Below are 20,581 nucleotides of genomic sequence, written 5' to 3'. Positions count from 1 at the left end.
ATTGGTTACACCTCCGTCCTTTTTTATTTGATTATTTCCATGTCAAATCTACAGAGTTATCCGTAACCGAATCACTGGTAACAGTAGGCGCTACTTTATTGTCCTGCAAAGCTTTAATTTTCTCATCTTGCTCTGCTAATTTTTTCGATAAATCTTCATTATCAGTCTGCAGTGTTTCAATTTTTTCATACAAATCCTTAATCATAGGGATCATGAGCGCGCCGATCCGATCATACATAAGACCCTCGACCGGTCGCTTACCGTCTTTGTCCGGAGCCCCATAATTGATCAGTTCGGTAAGCCCTGCCTTCTCCACGTCCTCGGCAATTACACCAACATATTTACGCGGCCACACATCTTTGTAAGAAGAAGGTAACTCTCCCTTGTTTTCTGCTGCATATTTTAAGGCTTCGTCTTCTGCCTTGTCATGCCATGAGGCAGGGTTTACGGACAATAACTTTTTGGCGTAATCCAGATCAACATCATATTTAATTGCGTCCTTATATTTCGATGCCGATACAGAGCGCATGAGCACGCTGCCAGAACTGATATAGCAATTTCCGGATTCGCCGGTCGTAAAGCCGTACGCGCCCTTATTGTCGATGCCGAGGATCACGCCCGTTTGCGGATTGGTCAGTTCAAACCGTTCACTCGCGCGCTTACCACTGCCATGTATAGCAAGCTGAAAACAGTCGCTGGCGGTCGTAAGGCCGAAATTGTCATTGGCCTTATCATATATGGTAATGCTGCCCTCTTTAGTGCCATCTTCGCCTCCGTTCGCATCAAGCATAATTGAATTACCCGCACTACTACTTACCGATAAACGGGGAGGATTGCCTGAAATGGAACCGCTCGAATTTTCGGCTTTGAAGTGATCGTCTTGGTAGTTAGCACTTCCACCACTGCCGCCATTGCCCATACCATCAATCTTATTATTAATCGTTGTAATTTCACCATTGATACTATTAATCTGATTACCAATGCTTGTCTTACATTCATCCATGTTCTTCGTTAAATCCGTAATCTGATCACCAAAACCTTTAATATCTTCAGCTTTTGCTACCTCATTGTTGCCTGATGCGCCGAAGAACAGTTTTTTAGAATCTGTCGTTACAGCTAATTCACCTGGTAATAGTTCAGGTAGATCGGATTCGTTTCCACGATACTGTTGAATAGGTCTATATACCATTTAGGAAGCTCCTTTTGAATTATTTTATTGAATTAAATTTGTGCATAATAAAAACACCCTCAGATTAGAGGATGCTCATCTTAATCATAATTTTATTTTTTTAAATTCTTAATTTTTCCAAATTCCTCAGCTAATAATTCATCAACTTTAGTTTCTGACAGATCAAATGGTATAGAAAAATAATGTTCTATTCTCTGCATCGTAGACAGTTTTTCATTATTAATCCACCGAAAATCAAGATGGTCGCTTATCTCACTATTTAATTGACCTGTAAGGTTTACTCCGATACCACGATCTGAGGCAGTTTGTATAACATATTGTTCTAGTTCTTTACTCTTTTCAAATGTGTATATTTTCTTTTCTTTTTCCTTCACTTTAATTTGTTCAATCCTTTCATGATCCTCTTTTATCAATTCTTCATTTTTCTTTCGTCCAGCAATAATATGTTTTTGTTGAGAATTTAGATTTCTTGTACTAAAATCAAATCCCATAACTTTCCATCTCCCATTTCAGAATACCTCAATATTCTACAAAATAGGAGATTTTTCCTGCTTATTGAAGGTGGCCGATGACATGGCCGCCTTCACTTATTTCATAGGAAATTGTGTGTTTAATGACATATAATGCTAAAATAAATACATAGGGGTGATATTTTTGAAAAGTCGTCCAACTGATATAAATAAATTAGTCTCAGATAAATACCATCTAAACATGCAAAATATGATGAAGCTCATCCATCAATCAACAAAAATGAATTATGCAGATTTAATTGAATCGATAAACAATTCCAAGCAATTGATGAATCAAGCTATACAAATAGGGAATATCCAAAATTCATTAAATGGGATGTTTAAAGACACCATAAACATTATGGATTTAATCAAAAATAATGAATCTCTTCGTAGTATGAGTATGTTACAAATTACTAGTCAGATTCCCTTAATGACATCAGGCAGTCAATTCTCTGATCTTATTGAAACTATTGGCAAGTTCAGAAGTATGATGGGATCACTTGATTTACAAAAATGGAGAAGTCAATTTAATAACAATTCCTACAATCAACCTGAAGTTTCAAAAGAAATTGAAGAATTACAAGAAACTTTCGATGATGCCATTACAAAGAACAATATTTCATCCATCCATGATATTAATATAACGATTAATAATTATTATAAACAAGGAATGGAACAAATTGGTCATGTGAAAGATCCCACACATAAACAGATACTAGTTCAATTTTTAATAAAGCATATATTTGAAATTATCATGATGTTATTTGAAATATTCAATCTTTGTTTGGCTAACAATCCACCTCAAGTTATTAACAACTATAACTATCAAAATAGAATCATTATAAAAAATGAAAGAAAAGTACTTAAAAACACTAATATGCCTTCTTACATCAAAAACTATAGAGTAAATATTAAAGATGAACTTCCTGTCTTTCTAAGAATGAGAACTACATCAACGCAAATTGATAAACTTTATATTGGCAAAATCGTAGAAATTATAGACAAGCACAAGAATTGGTCATTTGTTAGATATCGTGGTAATAGTGATTTGAAATATGGATGGGTTTTTACAAGATACATAAAGACTTTGGGGAAATAATGAATTATTTTTTCTTTTTCCATTTACTCCATTTTTTCAGTTGACTTTTCTTTTTAGCTACTGCTAAATGATCATTAGTCGATTGACAATCATAAATTTGTCGAACGTACTGCTGTACCAATGGTTTAATTTTGTCTTCCCATTTTTGTAAAATCGGACTTTCCAAACCTTTATTTCTCATCAAATTCCACAATCTCAATCGATGAAATGTGTGCTGGATTAATAAACACATGCTCATCCAGTCGATCAAAATGATTTCTCGTCACATAATACACGCTCCCCTGCTCAAAAAGAGAAGGCGACCGCTGTTCATTATAAAATTGGTCAATAAAATCATCAACACGATCCGCATCAACCTCAACTGGATACTCTTTACAGCTGTCCATGACAATGATTATTTTTTTCGTTTCCATTTTTAATCATCCTCTCTGATTTCATATGACATTAAGGCATTGTATAATTTTTCTGGTATCCAATTCTTATAGTATTCAGCCAATTCTCTTATGTATTTTTCTTTCATTCGTTTATAAAATTTGAAGGCACTATTAGGATTATTAAAGGATTTCTTTGCTTTCTCGTGTCCGACTGAAACACATTCGCCCCAATACTTACCACAATAAAAGGAAACACCTATCGGATATTCCCCTCTTAGTTTCCGATTATTTGTTAAGGCTGAATTAATGGAATGAGGGACAAATAAACAAGTCTTAGGACTATAAATTTTTATTTTTCGTCCGTCATGTTGCAATATGTCCTTGTCAATTTCAACCCTCTCACCTGTTGGCACACTATAAATATTGTCATAGTAAAATTCGGCGAAGGTTTGGAAGTTCATCCATTCATCACAAATTTCAATGTCTTTGTATGTATTCCAATTTTTATAATTATATGTATTGCTTAACTTACAACGTCTAATCATTGAGTTCCAGCAATCATAGGCTTTTTGATCTTTTGTACTTTTGTATTTCCCTTTACCAACCGTGTAATCCTTCACAACATCTTTGATTGTTTCCAAATTCTCCAAATCCTTTTCTTACAACAGACACAATCCCATACTCATTTACTTGATAAATCATCTTAATCCTCTCCCTTATTTCATTTAATTTCATTCAATTTTGAAGAAACTCTTATTCTAATCATCATTCAGGTTTGTTACGTTGTTTATTTTTCTTTCACGCATTAAATCTCCGCGTACTCGTCTACTTCAGCATTTTTCAATAATTGATCAATCTCAAATTGATATTCTGCATCTGTTCCACATTCGCTTGCTAATGCCGTTGTTGATACAGCTTCATTTTTGTCATCCAATAAAATGACATCCAGAATTTGTCTCAGGATACCTTCCCGATTTCGCGCATAAACATAATTCATTTCAAATAAATCAGCAGTCTTATCAATGATTTCTTCTCTCGTGAGATATGCAATTTCAATCCCGTTATCACGTGTATTGATGATTGTAAAATATTCCTTATCATTGCTCATTATTTACGCTCACCGCCGGCCACAATCAGTTCATCATTCAAAATTTCAATTAACTTTTTGATTTCATTGCTTGCATTAACGTCATCACGTTCTGCATCAATGGCAACCAATGAATCCAAATATTTCAGCTTTAACCCAACCCACTGTTGATGCACGGTCGGTGCTTGATAATTTCTGCTACTGTTGTTAATTGTCTTAATCTGATTTTTTTCTTCCATATTAATTAATCTCCTTTTTTAATTCATTTAATTGTTTGTAAATCTCTCGATTATCCCCAACTATCTGATTGACTAAACTAAAGATAGTCCCTTCCGCTTGTTTAATTTCTTCTTGGTTCTTCGTCAGTATTCGGAAACGATTCATAATAATATTTAACAGATGCTCCTGCGCGTTCATCACCTGACTGAAAATCAGTTTTTCTAGTTCGTTTTGAGTCATAATTACCTTCACTGTGTCATCTTTGTGCGGTCGTCTCATTTCATCGTAATAATTTTTATCCCTTGTCCAATATGGTTTACTCTGCTCTTGTTTCTCGTTATAGTAGTAAGCTTTTTGATGATTTCTGTAATCTTGATCTCGATCACTAAATTGCATTTCCTCATTCCTTTCTTTTCAAAATAAAATCAAAAATCTATATAAATGTTAATTATTAGCAAAATAAAAAAGCCAGGCAAAATGCCTGACAAAATAATAAAGGAGAATTAAAAAATGAACACAAAACAACTTAACGAGATTATTTCAGTAGTTCTCGTCTGCGCTACTACAACCCTACAACAATAGTAAAAATATAGGAGGGGCGTCCTTTTATTTTTTGACGGAGTGGGCGCAGGTGGCACAGCGGAACACTGTCCTTGCCGTCAAATGGTGTGTGATAAAAAATTCCCAATCGAGATTAAGGTGCGGATTGGTTCAGCACCATGCTCAATTGTTTATTGTCGCTGACTTGTGACGACAAGTTTTATTCGGATTTCACCGGCATACGGATCAAGACATACTCCGGATAATCATCAATGAAGTTTTTTAACTTTTCTTGCTTGTCCAATGACAAACTTTCTCTGTGATTGAAAAAGTAACTAATCATTGGATCTGAAACTCCGATCTGTTGAGCGCATTTACGTCCCGTTATTTTCTTTCTTCGTTTGATTTCGGCCAACTTCTCGATCTCATCATATGTCATCATCATTCCTTCCTTTCTTCAAGATTCCATCTATAAAAGCCAATTTAATTGCAATTATTAAGGCTTTAATTGATAAGTTTAATTTAAAATAAATTGTATTGCTTCCCTAATGGTGTCTATCTCAATACGCTTCAATCCCTTTTATATCAACGTATTATGGATATAGTCAAAATAATTAGAATTGACAATATCAAAATAACGTTTAATATCAACTTATAATGACTATTATTGATCTATTATTCTTTTCGCACCAAAAAAGAAGCCCTCTCAGGCTCCCATTAATTGTTTTTTACGTCTACTCTTTTTCTTATTTTCCGCTGTCACAAGTTTATTGCAATCATCACAGTATTTCCGATTTTTATTTTTCTCAATTTCCTTGCCACATCGGAGACATTTCATATGCGTTTTTTGATAGCAGATAATATTCTCGACAATCTGATTACCAAACATTTTCCAAAGTGTATCTTTACTCTTGCTTTTTTTATCTCCGTATAAATATTTGACTAGGATGTCACAGGCGTATTTTTCAGCATCTACATCAGAATAATTCTTTTTGTTATCCTCGACAGTCTTGATTAACTCATTTTTTAATTTATTACAGAAGTATTTAGCTGTATGATCTTCTCCATCTTTAGGCATGCTCTTGAGCTTTTGTTTATTAGCTGCATCATATTTTTTCCTTATTTTGATTGCTGCCTCGTCATTCCATCTTCTATTTTTGCTGATCATTTTTTGATACTCATACATCGGAACACTATCCCTAAAAGCAATATTCCTATATATTTTATCTTTATCTTTCGTTCCTTCAGGATCTTTCATTAGTCGTTCAATCCGATTGACTGTACTTTCATTTCTTCTGACCATTTGACTTTCTTTTTTATCCTTCGCATATTTAAAGAAGTGCGGCAGCTTAACCTTATTATTCAAATATTTTTTAGCTTTCTCCGGCAATTCAACATTAGTCAATGTTTTAGCAAAATCAATTGTAAAATTATTTTTAGCAGTAAGCAACCGAACAGCGTCCATATCAGGTTTTTCACCGTTCAAAATTTTACTGATTGCATTGCTAATAATCCCTATATTCTGACCGTATGCTACTTTCAAATTTTCACCGATCACCTCATTATTGATCGGAACGGGGTCTGAAGAAAACATCTCATAGTAAAGCGGATGAATGTCACACTCCTTAATTTTTCTTTTAGCCGCACCAATCAAGATATTGTTATTTGTCACGCTCACATGATCGCCATCGTAATCACACATGATCAAAAGTGAGGTTGATGATTTACTACTTATGTATAATCCATCTCCACAAAAATATTTCTTATATTTTTCTTCAACCCTACTAACTGTTTGGAGTGCATGCTCCACATATAAATGGGGACTTCTCAGTACATCAACGGTTGTACCTGGCTTATATTTGTCAAAAATAACTTGATTCTTCTCAATAGCAAATTCAGCATGTTCTTCATCATAAACAATCTGGCTCATAAAATTGACGACATCAGGCAGAATAAACACATTGCGATAGCCATCAATTTTGAAAGTGCCACCCAAAACATCTTTAATCATTGCGGCTTTAGTATCTGTTACCAACTTTTTAATGAATGGATCTCTAAGCAAATTATGATACAAGCTGACCGCCTTTATATGACTGTCTTTAATTTCTTTTTGATCTTGAGTTGCACCAATGACCTTCAACATGGTTTCATTATCGCCTACATTGATCTTCCGAATTGTGTCTTTCAATGGTTTAATCAATTCGTTTAGTTCATCATCGGTTAGATCAAGCGTCTGCAAAAATTGATAATTTAGATTTACCCTATTTCTAATGTCATTTACTGATGCGATACCGGCTAAACAATTATTGTCGTTGAACCTTTTCTTAAAGTCATCAAGCGAATCATAATACTTTCTCATTTTTAATTGGCTGTCTGTCATGATGATTTTAGGCTTATTTTTAAGTATGTCATAATCATCACCCCAGGCATCTTTTACTATTAAATGACCACTCTTGGCCTCAGGAAGATTATCAAAATAATCCATGAATGGAACACTTGCCAGCAATCCCTTACACCAAGGTGCACGAAAGATGAAAATGTCTGAAATTTTATCTGCAATTTCCGGATCAACAATTCCAAAACCGTCAAATGACTCAACTGGAACAGTCATTTCATTGTTTTTGTTAATATCCTCTGAAAGTTGAAGAAATTTTTCTTCCTTAATTTTCCCATTACTATCCTTAACTTTTCTTGTTTTTTCAACTTTATCAATAAAATCAAAAGCGTCCGTGACATTGGTTGAATAATCAGGAACAACGAGAACATCATTAATCGGAAAATCTTCCCATGGTGCGGAAGCCGATGCAGCCAAACTTAAATAACTATTTAACTTGTTTGGATTTACTCCACCCTTTCGGTTAATTTCATCAATGGTCAGCCCACACATTAATCTGTTCTTAATTTTATTGTATGTACTCTCACGAATAAACATCATTTTATGTTCTTTTATCTGACCTGATCCACTTGATAAATACCGATAGTGAATATTTCCAAAGTCAAAACCATTGTGAATTAATTGTTCCATAACGGGATAATAAAAATTTTTAACGATAATAAGTTCCTTTGTAATCTGTCCTTTTTGACATCCAATCAACCTTGTCAATATTCCATCAAACATTGAAATGATATTACTTTTTCTTAAATGGAAATGTTTGTCTCGTTTATCTAAATAACACAAATAATCCTTTCTGATCTGTCTTGTGTTAGTAAGTTCACCAAATTTCTTGAGTAAAAGTTTTCTGTATTTCCCATATGCTTTTGATAATTTCTTCTTAAACTTTTCAGCATCAATTTGACCATAATAATCACAGACACGTAAATCCATATTATTCTTTCCTTCATTCATGTGCTTAAATTCATTTTGAAGATAGAATAACCATTTTTCTTTATCAGTGAAAAATGCCATACTATCAACACTCAGTAAGAATATTTGGTCATTCAATAAAATCTCAGTTTTATTATGTTTCACTATGTAATCCTCCATTATTTATTAAGTTCACGTTCTTTTTTAAGCTGTTCTTCCATCGCATCCATGTCTATCTTTTCTACTTTTTTCTTTTCCAGTTTTGGTTTTAAAACGTTAAAACTATTTCTATTAACATCAACATGAATGACTTGATGATGATTTCCAACTGTGTCAAATCCAAACTTTTTATTTACTTCATTGATCAATTCTTTGAATTTATCCCAAGTCAACATTTCATCTTTTTTAACAATCTGAGCATATAAATCTTTTCCATAGTCAATCATATCTGGACGATCAATTTTTTGTTTATTTCCTTCTTCATCGGTCATATTTGGATTGAATACAGTTACTTTTTTGTAATCGTTTAATTGACTGCAATCCTCAGCACTTGAGAAAAACATTTCAGTAATTTGTGGTAACAATTGATCTATGTTCTCTTGTGTAACAATGACAACCGATCCATTTTTTAATCTTGCAGCATTTTTAGCTGATTTTATGGATTCAAGTTCTTGTTTTTCTCTCTTTTTTCTCAAATCATATTCAGCTTCTTCTCGTGTTCTATCAAGATATTTTTTACTGCCCGGACTTTTGGTGATAATAGCTTCATAAACTCGATCACATTTTTTCTTAAACTTAGCATCATCAGATGTTAGATAAATCTTCCAATCATCAATATCAATCTTGCCACCATTTAACCAGTGTCCAGTGTCCACTTCATTTGAGGATTGTTGAGTTGCCTTCTTGCTGTCCTGCTTCTCTTTCTTAATTGTCTGTTTCGTTTTATCTTCGCTTGAAAACGGTATAGTTTTATATGTATTAGTTGATTGGTGCTTATGTGTTTCGTCATAATCACCTGTGTTGCAAAAAATATATCCTTTGTTTATTGCGTGCTGAACTTTACTGATTGCCGTATTTCGTGTACATTCTAAAATATTTGCCCATCGTTTATAGTCTGAGACAAAACCATTTACGCTATCAAATCGCTTAACAGCAAAATATATGTACCAGTCAAACGAATCATCAAATGAGAAATATTTTTTAATATCAATCGGAACAAAACCTTTAATACCTTTGCCGATACTTGAATCTTCCAGATTGTCAAAAAACGTAATTTTTAGTGGTGCGCTGGCACTGGGATTTTCATCAAAATTGAATGAAATAATTTGTTTGTTAAGCATCGAAAGCAGCATTGATTTAATTTGTTTCTTGCGCTTGGTCATCTGATAAGGTAATTTGACATGAGGTTTGATGATAGACGTTATGTAGTTAATGTCCGTCCCGAAAAAGTTCAAATGATTTTTATTGGAGAGTAGAAATGAATAGAGAAACAACTCATCAACTGTCAAATGATATTTTGACTTAGGTTCGGCGAACACGTTGTATAAGATAAGTTTAGGATTTACTGATTGTTTTTCATTTTTTCCCATATATTATTGGTTTACTCCTGTCTTTCGCATTTGCGCTTTTGTCTTTTGGTCTTTGCTCTTGCTTTTGTCTTTTCTTTTGTCTCTTTTCAATTTCTCTCTTCTTCCAAGCGCAGCGCCGTAGGCGCAAGCGCTCCTGTAAGAAGAAGTAATAATATAAAAGAGAAGTAAAGATATAAACAGTCCAAAATTTAATAAATTTTTTATTACTTTTTGACATCACCATGTCAAATTTTAATAATTTTTTTATTAGTTTTTGACACGTCTTGTCAAAATCTATAGATTTTTTTATTATTTTTTGACATGGCTCTGAAATAGTCTTAGAAATTTTTATTAGTTTTTGACATACTCTATTTTCTTCAATTTCTTGTATGCATCGATCAATCTACTCAATTCCGTTGTTTGGAAATACTGCCAAAACTGTAAATTATTCTGCACACTAATTGAATGGGTGATATAGCGAAGTCCATGATTGGATAGGTATCTCTCAAGTTCCTTGTCGTAACAATAAAAAAATCGTATGTTTTTCAATTCCGCTTTCATTATATGTATGTCCCTCTCATTGTTATGTATGTTCACCGTCTCGTTACTCACCGACAATTTTCTTGAACAAATTTGCTAATTTCTATTGACCATTTGCATAACCTCCTGTAGAATAAAACTTGTAAAGTAAGAGTAATTTGGATAAGTGTACCTACCAGTAAATAAATAGGCACATAATTAGTTTACTACCGTTGCAATTTAAATGCAAGGGCTATTTGATATTTTTATAGATTAAATGTGACAACTGTGTGACTAATATACATAAGGAGCGATAAGTTTTGAGCGATGTAAAGTTTAAAAATGTTTCTCTTGGCAACGGATGGACAATTGATCTCCCGGAAGCATACTCTGCTTTTAAAAGCATTGAGAACACTCAATCGTACACTGTATTAGACGAAGATCATACACTTGGTTTAATTTTTAGCTTGACAGATACAAGCATACAGATTCATGATGTTGGTTATGACTCTAATCCACTAATTGACTTCAAAGACAAAAAGATAACAATTAATGTCAGCGAAGATCACTTTGAAGATGATTAAACAATTTTCTAATGTCTATGTGTGTTTAATTGCTATTCTTTTTTTCCTCGCAATTGCTCATTTTTTCCAACCATTTCACAATATGCTCGTAAATGGGATTATCGCTATAATTTTTGGCGTGATTTTAATCATCCACTTAATCAACGATCATTCAAGGGGGAATATTGCATTCAGTATAATACAATTTGTACTGTTGCTTATTATTTTGTTTCTATAAGATAAAGAGATCGGTTGTGTGCCGGTCTCTTTATCTATTGAAAAAACATCAAAATGGAGATTGCCAATAACCAATATCAGTTTTTATTATCTTATATTTGTCGGAAGAAATATCCATTTTAATAAATAATTTACTGATTTCTTCTTTAAAATGTGTCTCTTCCAATTTCGTAAATACATACCAAGCATTATTATTAACCGTTCGTTTACCTATCTGACTACTCCAATAGTCCACACTCTTATCATAGTAGTCATGTGCTGCTTGACGAGTTGCAAATGTGATTTCATATGTTACAGGCAAATTTAAAAGAGAATCCATCTCCATCATTCCTTTCAATTTCAATAAAACAAATAATTTATTGATCATTAAAGATAACTAAACTCTATATTCATTAATAAAATAACCTCTCCAATATTTATTATTCTCTCTATCATTAAATGGTAATGGGACTTTATTGAATAAAAAAGGTTTTTTTTCATTTCGCTGCAAAATTCCCATTCGTATTGAAAATTGATTCACTTCAGTATTAGTCAGAACAATCCTCAAAAAGTAATTGCCATCGGATGAAAACACAAAATAACAGGCAATATAATTACCATTACTATTTATTGAATCCATCTCAAATAATTTTTTAACCGTTTTTAATAAAGTTTCTCTATCCTCACCTTCAATTATTTCACCTTTTGATATAGTCGCTGAGAATTTTTTGAGTGTTGCCAGAAGATCAATTCGAAGTTTACTTTTTTCATCAATTCTTAAAGGCTTAATCAGTAGAGTTAGTATATTATTAAGCCATACATCATCGATCATAATAAATTGTTTATAGTCATTTTTTATTGAATATTGATTTAATATTGCGTTTATACTATTAGATGTATCATCTTTTTCGTTTTCGCTATCCCCATTTATCTCTTTATTAAAGCTATTAATTTCGTCTAATAATTGATCTGAAATAATATCTAATTTCTTTTTATATATTGATAAGAAATAATAAGCACAAGATACGGTCAACGTGATAACTAATAAGGCAGCAGAAATAATATATATCACAATTTCACTCCCAACCAATTGTTAATTTTGTTATTTCCCTAATTTGATATTTTCTTGATTACATATATAAAAAGTATGTTCATTGATGGAGTTTGATCTATTGCCTATGTCCTATGTTTAATCTTTTTCTATTATTTGGATATTCACCATATCTTCACACCGAACATTTAACTTATCTTTTAATCTTACCATTGGATTATCATCATTTGACCATCTGTTAAGATATTTCTTGCTCAAATAAAACAACACACATCTAAGTATTCTATATGTTTTTTGCTTCTTCGTTAAATAGTTTAATCCCGTTCCGTCAAAAATAATATCAGATATATTGGCTCGAAATGTAAGAATATATGGTTTCGCATTTTTATACCAATCATAGATATATTTATTTTTGTTTAATGCACATAAAATATTTTGAATAATTTCTGGACAGCTGTTCAAATGATTTATATCCCTTATATGATATATTTTTTCATTAAATAAATAACCATTTATGCATCTATCCATATATTTATTAAGGTACTCAAGTCTATGTTTTATCATTTGAACTGTGCCACTTTGCTCATACTCATTCCAGTCAACCTTCTTACCGTCATTAATAACTTTAATTTTGCCATTTTCTGATCTGAATAAAATACCACATTTCTTAAAGAAATTACTTATATCCGTATTTTTCAGTAAAGATGTATCTAAATTATAGAGTGGCGAATTTTTCGGGTTGGAAATCCTGGTGGTAAGATGAGACAATGTAACATAATCAAATAAATCAGATGGTTCTTTTTTAGATTCTACCGTATTTAAAAAATCTTTAAGATTTATACATTTTGCATTCTCACTATATTGATTCATTATTCTAAATTTATTATCAAGGATGTATTTTTTCATTACAGATTCATCTATGTTGAAGATACTACATAACGATTTATAAATTGTTTGCTCACTTAATGTATTTATTATTTTCAAATTATTCATCCTCCATCACTTTACCACCCTCAGATATTTTGGACGTTTCTTTTTCTCAATCACCGGCTTACTTCGCCCATTCTCATCAATCATATATTTCTGTCCGTTTGTTCCTTCTTGCATGGTCACAGTGGGAATGCCCATTTTCTCAGCTAAACTCTCGCCAGTTTCTTGTTTCATCATGTCAGAAGTTGCCATCATCATATCAACCATTAAACGGCGAATATCAGGATTATCATACCCCATTAGAAATTCAGAAATCTGTTCATATCCCACAGGCTTGTTTAGAGGATACTCTTTCACATGTTTAATAGTAGAGAAATAGTCAATTTCTCCCCATTTGTCGCCATCATAATGCTTGGCAATGGGAAATAATCTCATTATTTCATTTGGAGATAATGTAGACATAATAGAAAGAGTTGACTGTGTATCATCAAATCTTGATTTTGGACTCGATTGTTTTCTTAATTTTCGACTTTCTTTAGTTCCGTGCAATTTAACATCAAGAGTGATCATTTTAATAAGATAGTCTCTAGCGTATACATCTGTGACATTATCCGTAGCTAATAATTTATTACTTTCATGTGCCAATCTTATTTGTGCATTGTTGAGTTGTTCATAGGTATATGTCAATAACCAATCACTCCATTCTCAAATTTTTCATCGCAGTCAATTTGGGTATTTTCGTAAATATCATATGATAAACATTCTAGATCACCTATCAATGATTCAATGCAGTCTTCAAGATATTGTTCTCTATTAATGATCTCTCCATGTTTGCCTTTGTCATCGATTATGAATCGCTTATAAGTCTTTTTTCTGTCATTAATCATGACAAATCCAAAATTTTCAATGCTCGCTAGTTTATTTTGAATGTCTTTGATTAATTCATTCTCCATCAAACATAGTCCCCTCTCATGATTTCTTTGGTTTCTTCAAGTGTATCTTCAACATCACCAAACATGTAATTAATCGTTGTGTCACCATTTTTCTTGTCCTGGACAAGTTCTTCAAGGAAACTTATGTATGTATCTTCTAAGTTGTTTCGGCTGAGAAATTCATATAATAAACACTTCTGATTTTTCAGTTCCGCTTCTTCATATGTCATTTGTATGTCACCTCCTCTCTTGATAATTTTATTATAGCCATATTTTTCCCATTGGTCAAATAAGGTCAAATTTTTAGGACAAGCAGCATTATATTAAATGATTTTGATTGCTTAACGATACATACAATCTAGCAAAACCCTATTCATGACTATTTATACATTAGATCATCAAAGTGGTTATTTCGTTTTAATTTCCTATTGTTTTCTAATGCAGAATTTCCACAAATTATTTTCTGAATTCTCTTATTTATTTAGGGTTACTTTTTTAATGGAACCCGCGTAGTATAATCTACATAATAGAATATTTTGGTAATATAATAATAGTCAATTTCACATTTGAAAAAAGTGATAGCATATGAGAATATTTCACTTTATCAAGAAACACATGGCAATAATCACGATTTCATTTTTAAGTCTAATCATTCTTATTATGGGATCATATATGATCTATCAAAAAATACATAGTAATCAAACTACCAAAAATCAATCAATAAATTTAGCTGTTGAGAAATCACCTGCGAAGAAAAAAGATAATTCTTCGGAATCTAAAGAAAATAATTCACATAATGTCGTTTCTGAGTCCAAAGATACTGGAAGCAAAAAGAAAAAGGAAAAAAGAAACCATCCAGTGACAAAGGAACCAACATCATCTGTATCAAATTCAAGCGTCTCATCTTCTGAAAAAAATGTTCAATCTCCAAAACAGGATGAGTCAATTGAATTTCTTCAAAGATCCGTTGCCAAAGTTAAAGATTTGTTAAAAATATCAAACAATTTGAATAATATGATTAGATATTCTAATAATATGGATGAAAAAGAAGCCATAACTCAATTGAATAATTGGTATAGTATTGTATCAACAAACAAAAATGCTGTTAATAGCCTTGATATAATTGCACGTGAAACTAATGCATCAAGAAATGAACAAATAAAAATCAACCGTATCATTAGTCAATTTCGCATTGCACTTCAAAATTACAAAGAAATATATGCAGAAATTATTGCTAAATTAAATCGGAACATTTCATTTTCAGATATTTTTCTAAACTCAACTTCAATAAGTGATAAGATGAATAATTCAATTACGGCTATTGGCACAGCAAATACTTATACACAAGAATTAGCTACATTGCTTGGCAACAAATAGTTCTCACATTTTTTTCTATTTGATTAGAGTGCATCATATGTGAAGGGGGATCAAATTTGCTCCTCCCTTATAACTAAGGGTGTCGGTACTACCAATACCCCTCGAAGTGTGGGTAACTGGGTATGCAGTACATACAGACCCTTTTATGTTTTCCTTGGAAGTGAATCATTGATTTTTCTCTTTGAAGGAAAAAAGTCTAAAAACAAGTAATTTGTTTTTAGAGAGTTTGGGTAGTAGAGGGGCAAAACACCCCTGCCTCAAATTTGAGGCACCCCCTGTTTAAAGGCGCAAAGTTGCGCTGTGAAAATAAAATTTAAAACATTCGTTTTGAATGTTTAGAACAGATCCGTCAAAGGGACATGAAATTCATCCCCATTAAATAATCTGTTGTCGCTGAGAACGGCAACGAAATCATCCCATGTAGAAATTTCAATCAACTTAAGATAAACTGACATTAAGCTTCCTTAACTGAATTGAAAGGATTATTCTATGTCTCAAAACGATAATGCAAACAAGAAAACAAATAAAAAGAATCAAGGTTTGTATATAGCCATCGGCATATGCATAGGGTCTGGAATTGGGACTGTATTTAACAATCTGACATTGGGTATTATCCTTGGTGCTGCCTGGGGTGTCGCCCTGAGTTATTTCAAAAAATCATAATAACCTATTAAGTGCAAAAATGTACATTTCGTTTTAAACTTGTCTAATAGCGTCTCTGAGCGATCCTATTCATTTGTGATAGGATTACACCTGAAATGGATTAGGATGGTTCACGGGTAAGGAATAGGCAAGAGAATTTCAGTTGTGGGGCATTGAGAATGATAATTCCCCTTCAGGTGCATGATCCCAAAAGCCCATATTCTCTAACTCTTGATCAAATATCCTTTTTGCTGTCGCTTTGCAGATGGTTGTCCAATACGCCAGCTTATTCTTTATTTTTCGTCCAATTTTCATCTGTCCAACAAGTTGAGATAAACTGTCACAAGCCGCATCAGTATAATGGTATTCTTCAATGTTTACCTTCCAAAATTGCCTATGAGCGATTATCCACAGTTCATTGATTGATTCCACCTCTACACCAAAATAAGCTTGATACAGCTTGCTAAAAGCTTTGGGGATATATTCAGGAATCATCTTCGCGGTATCAATGATTGGATCATCCTTGCTACGATCTTTTTCAAGTTCTTTGTGATCTCCAGGTAATAGATTGGTAGAAACGTGAATATCTTCCAAATCACTTGATAGAGTAGTATCCTGAGAGTTCTCAGCAGCGACATTGGCAACGTCATCATTAGCGACATCAAGCGACAAAAAATCAATCCAATATTTGAAATATGGATGATTTTTGAATAGGAATATAGGCTTTCCTGTTAGGTTTAGGCAGCCTTTTCTCCGGTACACAATATGGATTAATCTTTTATCAGATAAGAAATTAAATACTCTATCTAAAGTTCTCTTACTGATTCCATGTCTTGTTAAATAATCTTTAGACATGAAACTAAATCCTCGCTCTGTTGCCATGAAAACCATTTCATCTATTGCTGATCTCGTTCCTTCTGCTAATCTTATCCACTTATCACCATATGCGGTCACAACTTCATCTTTGAGTTGATTCTTAATCTGTTGTTGCTCTGATTTATCTTTATAGCAAATGCGATAGCTTAACATCTGCTTAAATTGTGAATGCTCAACAATTTTTCTCTTGGTTGTTCGTGTTTTCATTGTTGTACGCTCCATTTTATCTAAAATTGGCGCACTTAAATACACGCATTGCGGCTTGAATTTAAAAACCGAACAATGTATAATTGATTTAGTTGATAAATCGTATATTCAAGTACAAGAAAGCATCTGTCTGCAAACAGGTGCTTTCATTTTGTTTTATCAATCACCGATTAAGCTGCTCCCCTTTGTCGTATCCTTGCATCTAATCCGGCATACAGCGGCCAACCTTCAACTGTTTTAGAAGTCAATACTTGATCAAGCGTGACCGGCATAAATTCATCACCATTGCGAATTTCAATCTCAAATTGTTCATGATCCAGTAAGATGACTTCACCAATCTCCAAAGCAAGAAATGCATGGTTATCCTCAACAATAAGAGTGCCAAAAGTCCAATTTTCAATGAACGCATCAATTTGCGAGATTGTGTTCTGCATGGATTGATGGAGATCCATTAACTCAATCATTGTTATCACTTCGATTGCTTACGACTTGTTGAGTAGCTTCGTTTTCAACCTTCTGATTAAAATCACGAATCATGCCAGGAATGAGAAACGCATCTATGATTGCCCAAATTCCACTAACAATTGCACCAACAAGAGTTAGCGTTAGAATTAATTGAGCAATAGCCGATCCCTTATGACCCAAGTAGAAGCGATGTCCACCGACCGCGCTAAGAAAGAACCAGAAGGCATATGCAACACCAGTAGACTTCCCATTTTTCTGTACTTCACTGTTGACGACAAGGCGCTCATTGTTGGATAAAATAGGTGATGCGCTCATTTTGATTCACCCTCCTCTGCTGAGTAAGGAATTGAAATGCCGATCAATTCAAGAGCCTTCTCAAAGCCGCTTAATTTAGTCGCGTAGAAATAAGCATCTGTATCATTTGCTGCCTGGAAAAGTCTCTCTTGTTCAGCCTTGAGCGCATCTAAAATGGATTCAGGAAGATTAACTGGTTCATCTTTCTGCTGACTCATCCTCTCCATTGGAACTAACAACCCTGCTTTCACATCCTCTTCAAAATCAGGATCATTCATATTCCCATCACTATCGAATGAAATCAACTCTTCACTTGTCTCAGCGTCCATAACACCCATGAAAGAAATATCAGGATCATCAAGTAAAGTGACATTTAATTTGTTGCCAGTGAGACAATTCGTGATTGATAAGTCGATAATATTTGCTGGATCTTGCAGATCTGCCATCGCTTCAAACTTGTTGGCCGCTTGGGCGCTAAAGCGGATGGGTTGATTAAGATTAGCGAAAACATTGAGTGAATTAGAGTTAGTGGATGGATTGATTGCTGTGTTTGATGTTGTCATTTTAAGGACTCCCCTATTTCAATTTTTTTGTTAGATGACTCAATGGTGAAAAATGCTGATATATCTGTCCGATCTCTTGATCGCTAAAATCTAAATATGCTTTTTTAGTCACATCAACCGAAGAATGACCTAAAATAACGCTTAATGTTGCTAAATCTCCGCCGTTTAATAAATAGCGCTTAGCAAAATTGTTTCTGAGCAGGTGCGGATGAATGGGAACGTTTGCCTTCTTTCCTGCCGCGCGTAATGCATATTCAAAATTTCTTTCTTCAAGTTTTGTTCCTCGTTTTGTCGGGAATAACCATTCACTATCTGCATAACGATCCCAAAATTTTATCCACCGTTTAAGATGCTTCATCATGGCCATTGAAAAGAAAACATATCTTTGCTTTTTGTTCTTTGGATTTGTCACCACTAACGACTTATGGTTAAAATCTAAATCAGCAACTTTGATATTGAGTGCCTCACCAATGCGAACCCCGGTATCAAAAATCAGGAGACAAACAGTGTAATTACGGTATCCGTGAAAAGTAACTATATCAAATTGATTCATGACTTTGATAAAGTCATCGTCAGATATTAGTCTTTTAACTTTTCGCTCAGGTTTGATGCTGGGTATTTTTTTGACTGGATTTCTAACCAACACCTCCTCTTCTGAGAACAAATAATTAAAAAACACTTTAAGATCACGCACATAATTAGCAATCGTTGTCATCGACAATTCTTTTTTGTAATCCGTTCGCTTATCTGGATGATTAATTTTCGTTGTTTCCGGATTACTTACTGCTGAATATTTTCCTCGTTGCTTTAAATGCTGAATGTATTTCTGGATATGAATTTTTTCAACTTTAGCCACTTCATCAATTTGAAATTCATTTTCCATATAATTAAAAAATAATTTCAGTGCCTGTTCATAGCTCATCATGGTTTTTCTGGATAGATTTTTGGATGTGCAATACAGCATGAAATTTTCAATGTAAAAATCGGAGTCCTTCAAAATACAAAAACACCTCCTTTTTATTGAATTTCTCAATCCAATAAATGAAGGTGTTTATATTCATCCAGAATAAAAATTTGTGGGGTTGAATATTGAAAAAATTGGTTGTTTATTGGCTAACCCGTTGTGGTGTCCATATAATCCCATGTCTCAAATGCCTTTTGTATCACAGAATCTTCATCGACTCTTCGGCACGATTTTCAATTCTGAGTTTGTCGGCAACCATGGCAATGAATTCGCTATTTGTCGGCTTTGCTTTAGACATAGATACCGTGTAGCCGAACAGTTTAGAAATTGATTCTACATTTCCTCTGCTCCAAGCAACTTCTATTGCATGGCGGATCGCACGTTCGACCCGGCTAGGAGTCGTCTTATATTTTTTGGCAATATCCGGATAGAGCACTTTCGTAATCGAGCCCAGCAGTTCGATATCATGGTAAACCATCGAAATAGCTTCACGAAGATACATATAGCCCTTGATATGTGCCGGTACACCGATTTCGTGAATAATGTCAGTAATGCTTGCGTTAAGATCATGTTTTTTATCGAATGCTGAAGGGCGTTGAATTGTGTTCGTTTGCGACGAAAAAACTGGACTGAGTGTCTTTTTCCCAGCGACTTGACGAATATGATTCGCTAAATTTTCCATATCGAATGGTTTAAGGATAAAATAGGACACACCCAAATCTACAGCCTTCTTCGTTACATCTTCTTGACCAAAAGCTGTCAGCATAATAATGCCTGGTTTTGGAAGGTTAGGATTTGAATGGATGCGTTCTAAAACTCCGATTCCGTCAAGATGCGGCATGATAATATCCAATAAAAGGACGTCGGGTGAAATGGTTTCCAGCATTTCAAGACAATCCTGACCATTGCTCGCCGTGCCAATAACTTCAATATCATCTTGCGTTTTCAAGTATTCGGTAATCAGCATAATTAATTCTTGGTTATCATCAGTTAAGCAGACTTTAATCTTTTGCAAAACAAAATCCCCCTTGTCGAATTTCTATATGTATCCTTTTCGACAAGAGGAAAGAGTATCCTTTTTATTCTTTTT

The 20,581-nt window shown here is 33.5% G+C and carries 26 protein-coding genes; 4 read left to right on the top strand and 22 right to left on the bottom strand.

The window, feature by feature from the left end:
- Positions 1-31 precede the first annotated feature (31 nt).
- Both NIE88_RS12700 and NIE88_RS12695 read right to left on the bottom strand, forming a co-directional pair.
- Positions 32-1,189 carry a hypothetical protein gene (locus NIE88_RS12700; protein WP_253062593.1) on the bottom strand — a complete coding sequence of 386 codons (1,158 nt, stop codon included), beginning with the start codon at positions 1,187-1,189 and terminating at the stop codon, positions 32-34.
- Between the two features lie 92 nt (positions 1,190-1,281).
- Positions 1,282-1,680, bottom strand: coding sequence for a hypothetical protein (locus tag NIE88_RS12695; RefSeq protein ID WP_253062591.1), 399 nt, complete (start codon positions 1,678-1,680; stop codon positions 1,282-1,284).
- Positions 1,681-1,843: 163 nt separating this feature from the next.
- Between NIE88_RS12695 and NIE88_RS12690 the strand changes: the two genes are divergently transcribed.
- The gene (locus NIE88_RS12690) at positions 1,844-2,800 is read left to right on the top strand and encodes an SH3 domain-containing protein (RefSeq protein WP_253062589.1); all 957 of its coding nucleotides are present in this window, start codon (positions 1,844-1,846) and stop codon (positions 2,798-2,800) included.
- Positions 2,801-2,970: 170 nt separating this feature from the next.
- Here the strand turns inward: NIE88_RS12690 and NIE88_RS12685 are convergent, their stop codons facing one another.
- The 8 genes from NIE88_RS12685 to NIE88_RS12650 all read right to left on the bottom strand — a co-directional run bounded on the left by NIE88_RS12685 (position 2,971) and on the right by NIE88_RS12650 (position 9,913).
- Complete coding sequence (locus NIE88_RS12685; RefSeq protein ID WP_253062587.1) at positions 2,971-3,213, bottom strand: hypothetical protein; 243 nt, start codon at positions 3,211-3,213, stop codon at positions 2,971-2,973.
- A gap of 2 nt (positions 3,214-3,215) precedes the next feature.
- Positions 3,216-3,815 (bottom strand): hypothetical protein, encoded by a 600-nt coding sequence (locus tag NIE88_RS12680; RefSeq protein WP_253062586.1) that lies wholly within the window; start codon positions 3,813-3,815, stop codon positions 3,216-3,218.
- 164 nt (positions 3,816-3,979) lie between these two features.
- Positions 3,980-4,282, bottom strand: coding sequence for a hypothetical protein (locus NIE88_RS12675; RefSeq protein WP_253062584.1), 303 nt, complete (start codon positions 4,280-4,282; stop codon positions 3,980-3,982).
- A complete protein-coding gene (locus NIE88_RS12670) occupies positions 4,282-4,500 on the bottom strand; it encodes a hypothetical protein (protein WP_253062582.1) in 219 nt (72 codons plus the stop codon). Before NIE88_RS12670 ends, NIE88_RS12675 begins: the two co-directional genes overlap by 1 nt.
- A gap of 1 nt (position 4,501) precedes the next feature.
- Positions 4,502-4,876 (bottom strand): hypothetical protein, encoded by a 375-nt coding sequence (locus NIE88_RS12665; RefSeq protein WP_253062580.1) that lies wholly within the window; start codon positions 4,874-4,876, stop codon positions 4,502-4,504.
- Positions 4,877-5,240: 364 nt separating this feature from the next.
- Positions 5,241-5,459, bottom strand: a complete 219-nt coding sequence (locus NIE88_RS12660; RefSeq protein ID WP_253062578.1) for a hypothetical protein — start codon at positions 5,457-5,459, stop codon at positions 5,241-5,243.
- A gap of 267 nt (positions 5,460-5,726) precedes the next feature.
- Complete coding sequence (locus NIE88_RS12655) at positions 5,727-8,489, bottom strand: RNA dependent RNA polymerase (RefSeq protein WP_253062576.1); 2,763 nt, start codon at positions 8,487-8,489, stop codon at positions 5,727-5,729.
- A gap of 14 nt (positions 8,490-8,503) precedes the next feature.
- Entirely contained in the window at positions 8,504-9,913 is a 1,410-nt protein-coding gene (locus NIE88_RS12650; protein WP_253062574.1) for a hypothetical protein, read from the bottom strand.
- Positions 9,914-10,731: 818 nt separating this feature from the next.
- Here NIE88_RS12650 and NIE88_RS12645 point away from each other — a divergent pair.
- Positions 10,732-10,995, top strand: coding sequence for a hypothetical protein (locus NIE88_RS12645; protein WP_253062572.1), 264 nt, complete (start codon positions 10,732-10,734; stop codon positions 10,993-10,995).
- Positions 10,996-11,260: 265 nt separating this feature from the next.
- On the opposite strand, the gene NIE88_RS12640 is transcribed toward NIE88_RS12645, so the two are convergent.
- From NIE88_RS12640 to NIE88_RS12615, 6 genes are all read right to left on the bottom strand, one after another.
- Positions 11,261-11,530 (bottom strand): hypothetical protein, encoded by a 270-nt coding sequence (locus tag NIE88_RS12640; RefSeq protein WP_253062570.1) that lies wholly within the window; start codon positions 11,528-11,530, stop codon positions 11,261-11,263.
- Between the two features lie 57 nt (positions 11,531-11,587).
- A complete protein-coding gene (locus tag NIE88_RS12635) occupies positions 11,588-12,262 on the bottom strand; it encodes a hypothetical protein (RefSeq protein WP_253062568.1) in 675 nt (224 codons plus the stop codon).
- Between the two features lie 117 nt (positions 12,263-12,379).
- A complete protein-coding gene (locus tag NIE88_RS12630; RefSeq protein ID WP_253062566.1) occupies positions 12,380-13,225 on the bottom strand; it encodes a hypothetical protein in 846 nt (281 codons plus the stop codon).
- Between the two features lie 15 nt (positions 13,226-13,240).
- Positions 13,241-13,858: a hypothetical protein gene (locus NIE88_RS12625; RefSeq protein ID WP_253062565.1), complete on the bottom strand. Its 618-nt coding sequence runs from the start codon at positions 13,856-13,858 to the stop codon at positions 13,241-13,243.
- Entirely contained in the window at positions 13,855-14,124 is a 270-nt protein-coding gene (locus tag NIE88_RS12620; RefSeq protein WP_253062564.1) for a hypothetical protein, read from the bottom strand. The genes NIE88_RS12625 and NIE88_RS12620 overlap by 4 nt, the downstream gene beginning before the upstream one ends.
- Positions 14,124-14,333 carry a hypothetical protein gene (locus tag NIE88_RS12615; RefSeq protein WP_253062563.1) on the bottom strand — a complete coding sequence of 70 codons (210 nt, stop codon included), beginning with the start codon at positions 14,331-14,333 and terminating at the stop codon, positions 14,124-14,126. The genes NIE88_RS12620 and NIE88_RS12615 overlap by 1 nt, the downstream gene beginning before the upstream one ends.
- A 442-nt stretch (positions 14,334-14,775) precedes the next feature.
- Here NIE88_RS12615 and NIE88_RS12610 point away from each other — a divergent pair, with 442 nt between their 5' ends.
- Positions 14,776-15,480, top strand: coding sequence for a hypothetical protein (locus NIE88_RS12610; protein ID WP_253062562.1), 705 nt, complete (start codon positions 14,776-14,778; stop codon positions 15,478-15,480).
- Between the two features lie 489 nt (positions 15,481-15,969).
- Positions 15,970-16,143: a glycine zipper domain-containing protein gene (locus tag NIE88_RS23025; protein ID WP_507237324.1), complete on the top strand. Its 174-nt coding sequence runs from the start codon at positions 15,970-15,972 to the stop codon at positions 16,141-16,143.
- Between the two features lie 138 nt (positions 16,144-16,281).
- Here NIE88_RS23025 and NIE88_RS12605 read toward each other — a convergent pair whose 3' ends face one another.
- The 6 genes from NIE88_RS12605 to spo0A all read right to left on the bottom strand — a co-directional run bounded on the left by NIE88_RS12605 (position 16,282) and on the right by spo0A (position 20,506).
- Positions 16,282-17,205: a hypothetical protein gene (locus NIE88_RS12605; protein ID WP_253062561.1), complete on the bottom strand. Its 924-nt coding sequence runs from the start codon at positions 17,203-17,205 to the stop codon at positions 16,282-16,284.
- Between the two features lie 170 nt (positions 17,206-17,375).
- A complete protein-coding gene (locus NIE88_RS12600) occupies positions 17,376-17,669 on the bottom strand; it encodes a hypothetical protein (RefSeq protein ID WP_253062560.1) in 294 nt (97 codons plus the stop codon).
- Entirely contained in the window at positions 17,662-17,985 is a 324-nt protein-coding gene (locus NIE88_RS12595) for a TM2 domain-containing protein (protein WP_253062559.1), read from the bottom strand. Before NIE88_RS12595 ends, NIE88_RS12600 begins: the two co-directional genes overlap by 8 nt.
- Entirely contained in the window at positions 17,982-18,527 is a 546-nt protein-coding gene (locus tag NIE88_RS12590; RefSeq protein WP_253062558.1) for a hypothetical protein, read from the bottom strand. Before NIE88_RS12590 ends, NIE88_RS12595 begins: the two co-directional genes overlap by 4 nt.
- Positions 18,528-18,540: 13 nt before the next feature.
- Positions 18,541-19,491, bottom strand: coding sequence for a tyrosine-type recombinase/integrase (locus tag NIE88_RS12585; protein ID WP_373689438.1), 951 nt, complete (start codon positions 19,489-19,491; stop codon positions 18,541-18,543).
- Between the two features lie 199 nt (positions 19,492-19,690).
- On the bottom strand, positions 19,691-20,506 hold the full coding sequence (gene spo0A / locus NIE88_RS12580) for a sporulation transcription factor Spo0A (RefSeq protein ID WP_290446462.1): 816 nt from the start codon (positions 20,504-20,506) through the stop codon (positions 19,691-19,693).
- Positions 20,507-20,581: the final 75 nt, after the last annotated feature.

The organism is Sporolactobacillus shoreicorticis (assembly GCF_024125445.1).
Taxonomy (GTDB): domain Bacteria; phylum Bacillota; class Bacilli; order Bacillales; family Sporolactobacillaceae; genus Sporolactobacillus; species Sporolactobacillus shoreicorticis.
The sequence above is the reverse complement of the archived record's forward strand: the minus strand, read 5'-3'. Positions and strand labels throughout refer to the sequence as shown.

What these genes read in the sequence shown, in the direction of transcription:
- NIE88_RS12700 (WP_253062593.1), bottom strand. Translation starts at nt 1,189, where the DNA reads ATGGTATATAGACCTATTCAACAGTATCGTGGAAACGAATCCGATCTA.
- NIE88_RS12695 (WP_253062591.1), bottom strand. Translation starts at nt 1,680, where the DNA reads ATGGGATTTGATTTTAGTACAAGAAATCTAAATTCTCAACAAAAACAT.
- NIE88_RS12685 (WP_253062587.1), bottom strand. Translation starts at nt 3,213, where the DNA reads ATGGAAACGAAAAAAATAATCATTGTCATGGACAGCTGTAAAGAGTAT.
- NIE88_RS12675 (WP_253062584.1), bottom strand. Translation starts at nt 4,282, where the DNA reads ATGAGCAATGATAAGGAATATTTTACAATCATCAATACACGTGATAAC.
- NIE88_RS12670 (WP_253062582.1), bottom strand. Translation starts at nt 4,500, where the DNA reads ATGGAAGAAAAAAATCAGATTAAGACAATTAACAACAGTAGCAGAAAT.
- NIE88_RS12665 (WP_253062580.1), bottom strand. Translation starts at nt 4,876, where the DNA reads ATGCAATTTAGTGATCGAGATCAAGATTACAGAAATCATCAAAAAGCT.
- NIE88_RS12660 (WP_253062578.1), bottom strand. Translation starts at nt 5,459, where the DNA reads ATGACATATGATGAGATCGAGAAGTTGGCCGAAATCAAACGAAGAAAG.
- NIE88_RS12650 (WP_253062574.1), bottom strand. Translation starts at nt 9,913, where the DNA reads ATGGGAAAAAATGAAAAACAATCAGTAAATCCTAAACTTATCTTATAC.
- NIE88_RS12640 (WP_253062570.1), bottom strand. Translation starts at nt 11,530, where the DNA reads ATGGATTCTCTTTTAAATTTGCCTGTAACATATGAAATCACATTTGCA.
- NIE88_RS12620 (WP_253062564.1), bottom strand. Translation starts at nt 14,124, where the DNA reads ATGGAGAATGAATTAATCAAAGACATTCAAAATAAACTAGCGAGCATT.
- NIE88_RS12615 (WP_253062563.1), bottom strand. Translation starts at nt 14,333, where the DNA reads ATGACATATGAAGAAGCGGAACTGAAAAATCAGAAGTGTTTATTATAT.
- NIE88_RS12610 (WP_253062562.1), top strand. Translation starts at nt 14,776, where the DNA reads ATGATCTATCAAAAAATACATAGTAATCAAACTACCAAAAATCAATCA.
- NIE88_RS23025 (WP_507237324.1), top strand. Translation starts at nt 15,970, where the DNA reads ATGTCTCAAAACGATAATGCAAACAAGAAAACAAATAAAAAGAATCAA.
- NIE88_RS12605 (WP_253062561.1), bottom strand. Translation starts at nt 17,205, where the DNA reads ATGAAAACACGAACAACCAAGAGAAAAATTGTTGAGCATTCACAATTT.
- NIE88_RS12600 (WP_253062560.1), bottom strand. Translation starts at nt 17,669, where the DNA reads ATGATTGAGTTAATGGATCTCCATCAATCCATGCAGAACACAATCTCG.
- NIE88_RS12595 (WP_253062559.1), bottom strand. Translation starts at nt 17,985, where the DNA reads ATGAGCGCATCACCTATTTTATCCAACAATGAGCGCCTTGTCGTCAAC.
- NIE88_RS12590 (WP_253062558.1), bottom strand. Translation starts at nt 18,527, where the DNA reads ATGACAACATCAAACACAGCAATCAATCCATCCACTAACTCTAATTCA.
- NIE88_RS12585 (WP_373689438.1), bottom strand. Translation starts at nt 19,491, where the DNA reads ATGCTGTATTGCACATCCAAAAATCTATCCAGAAAAACCATGATGAGC.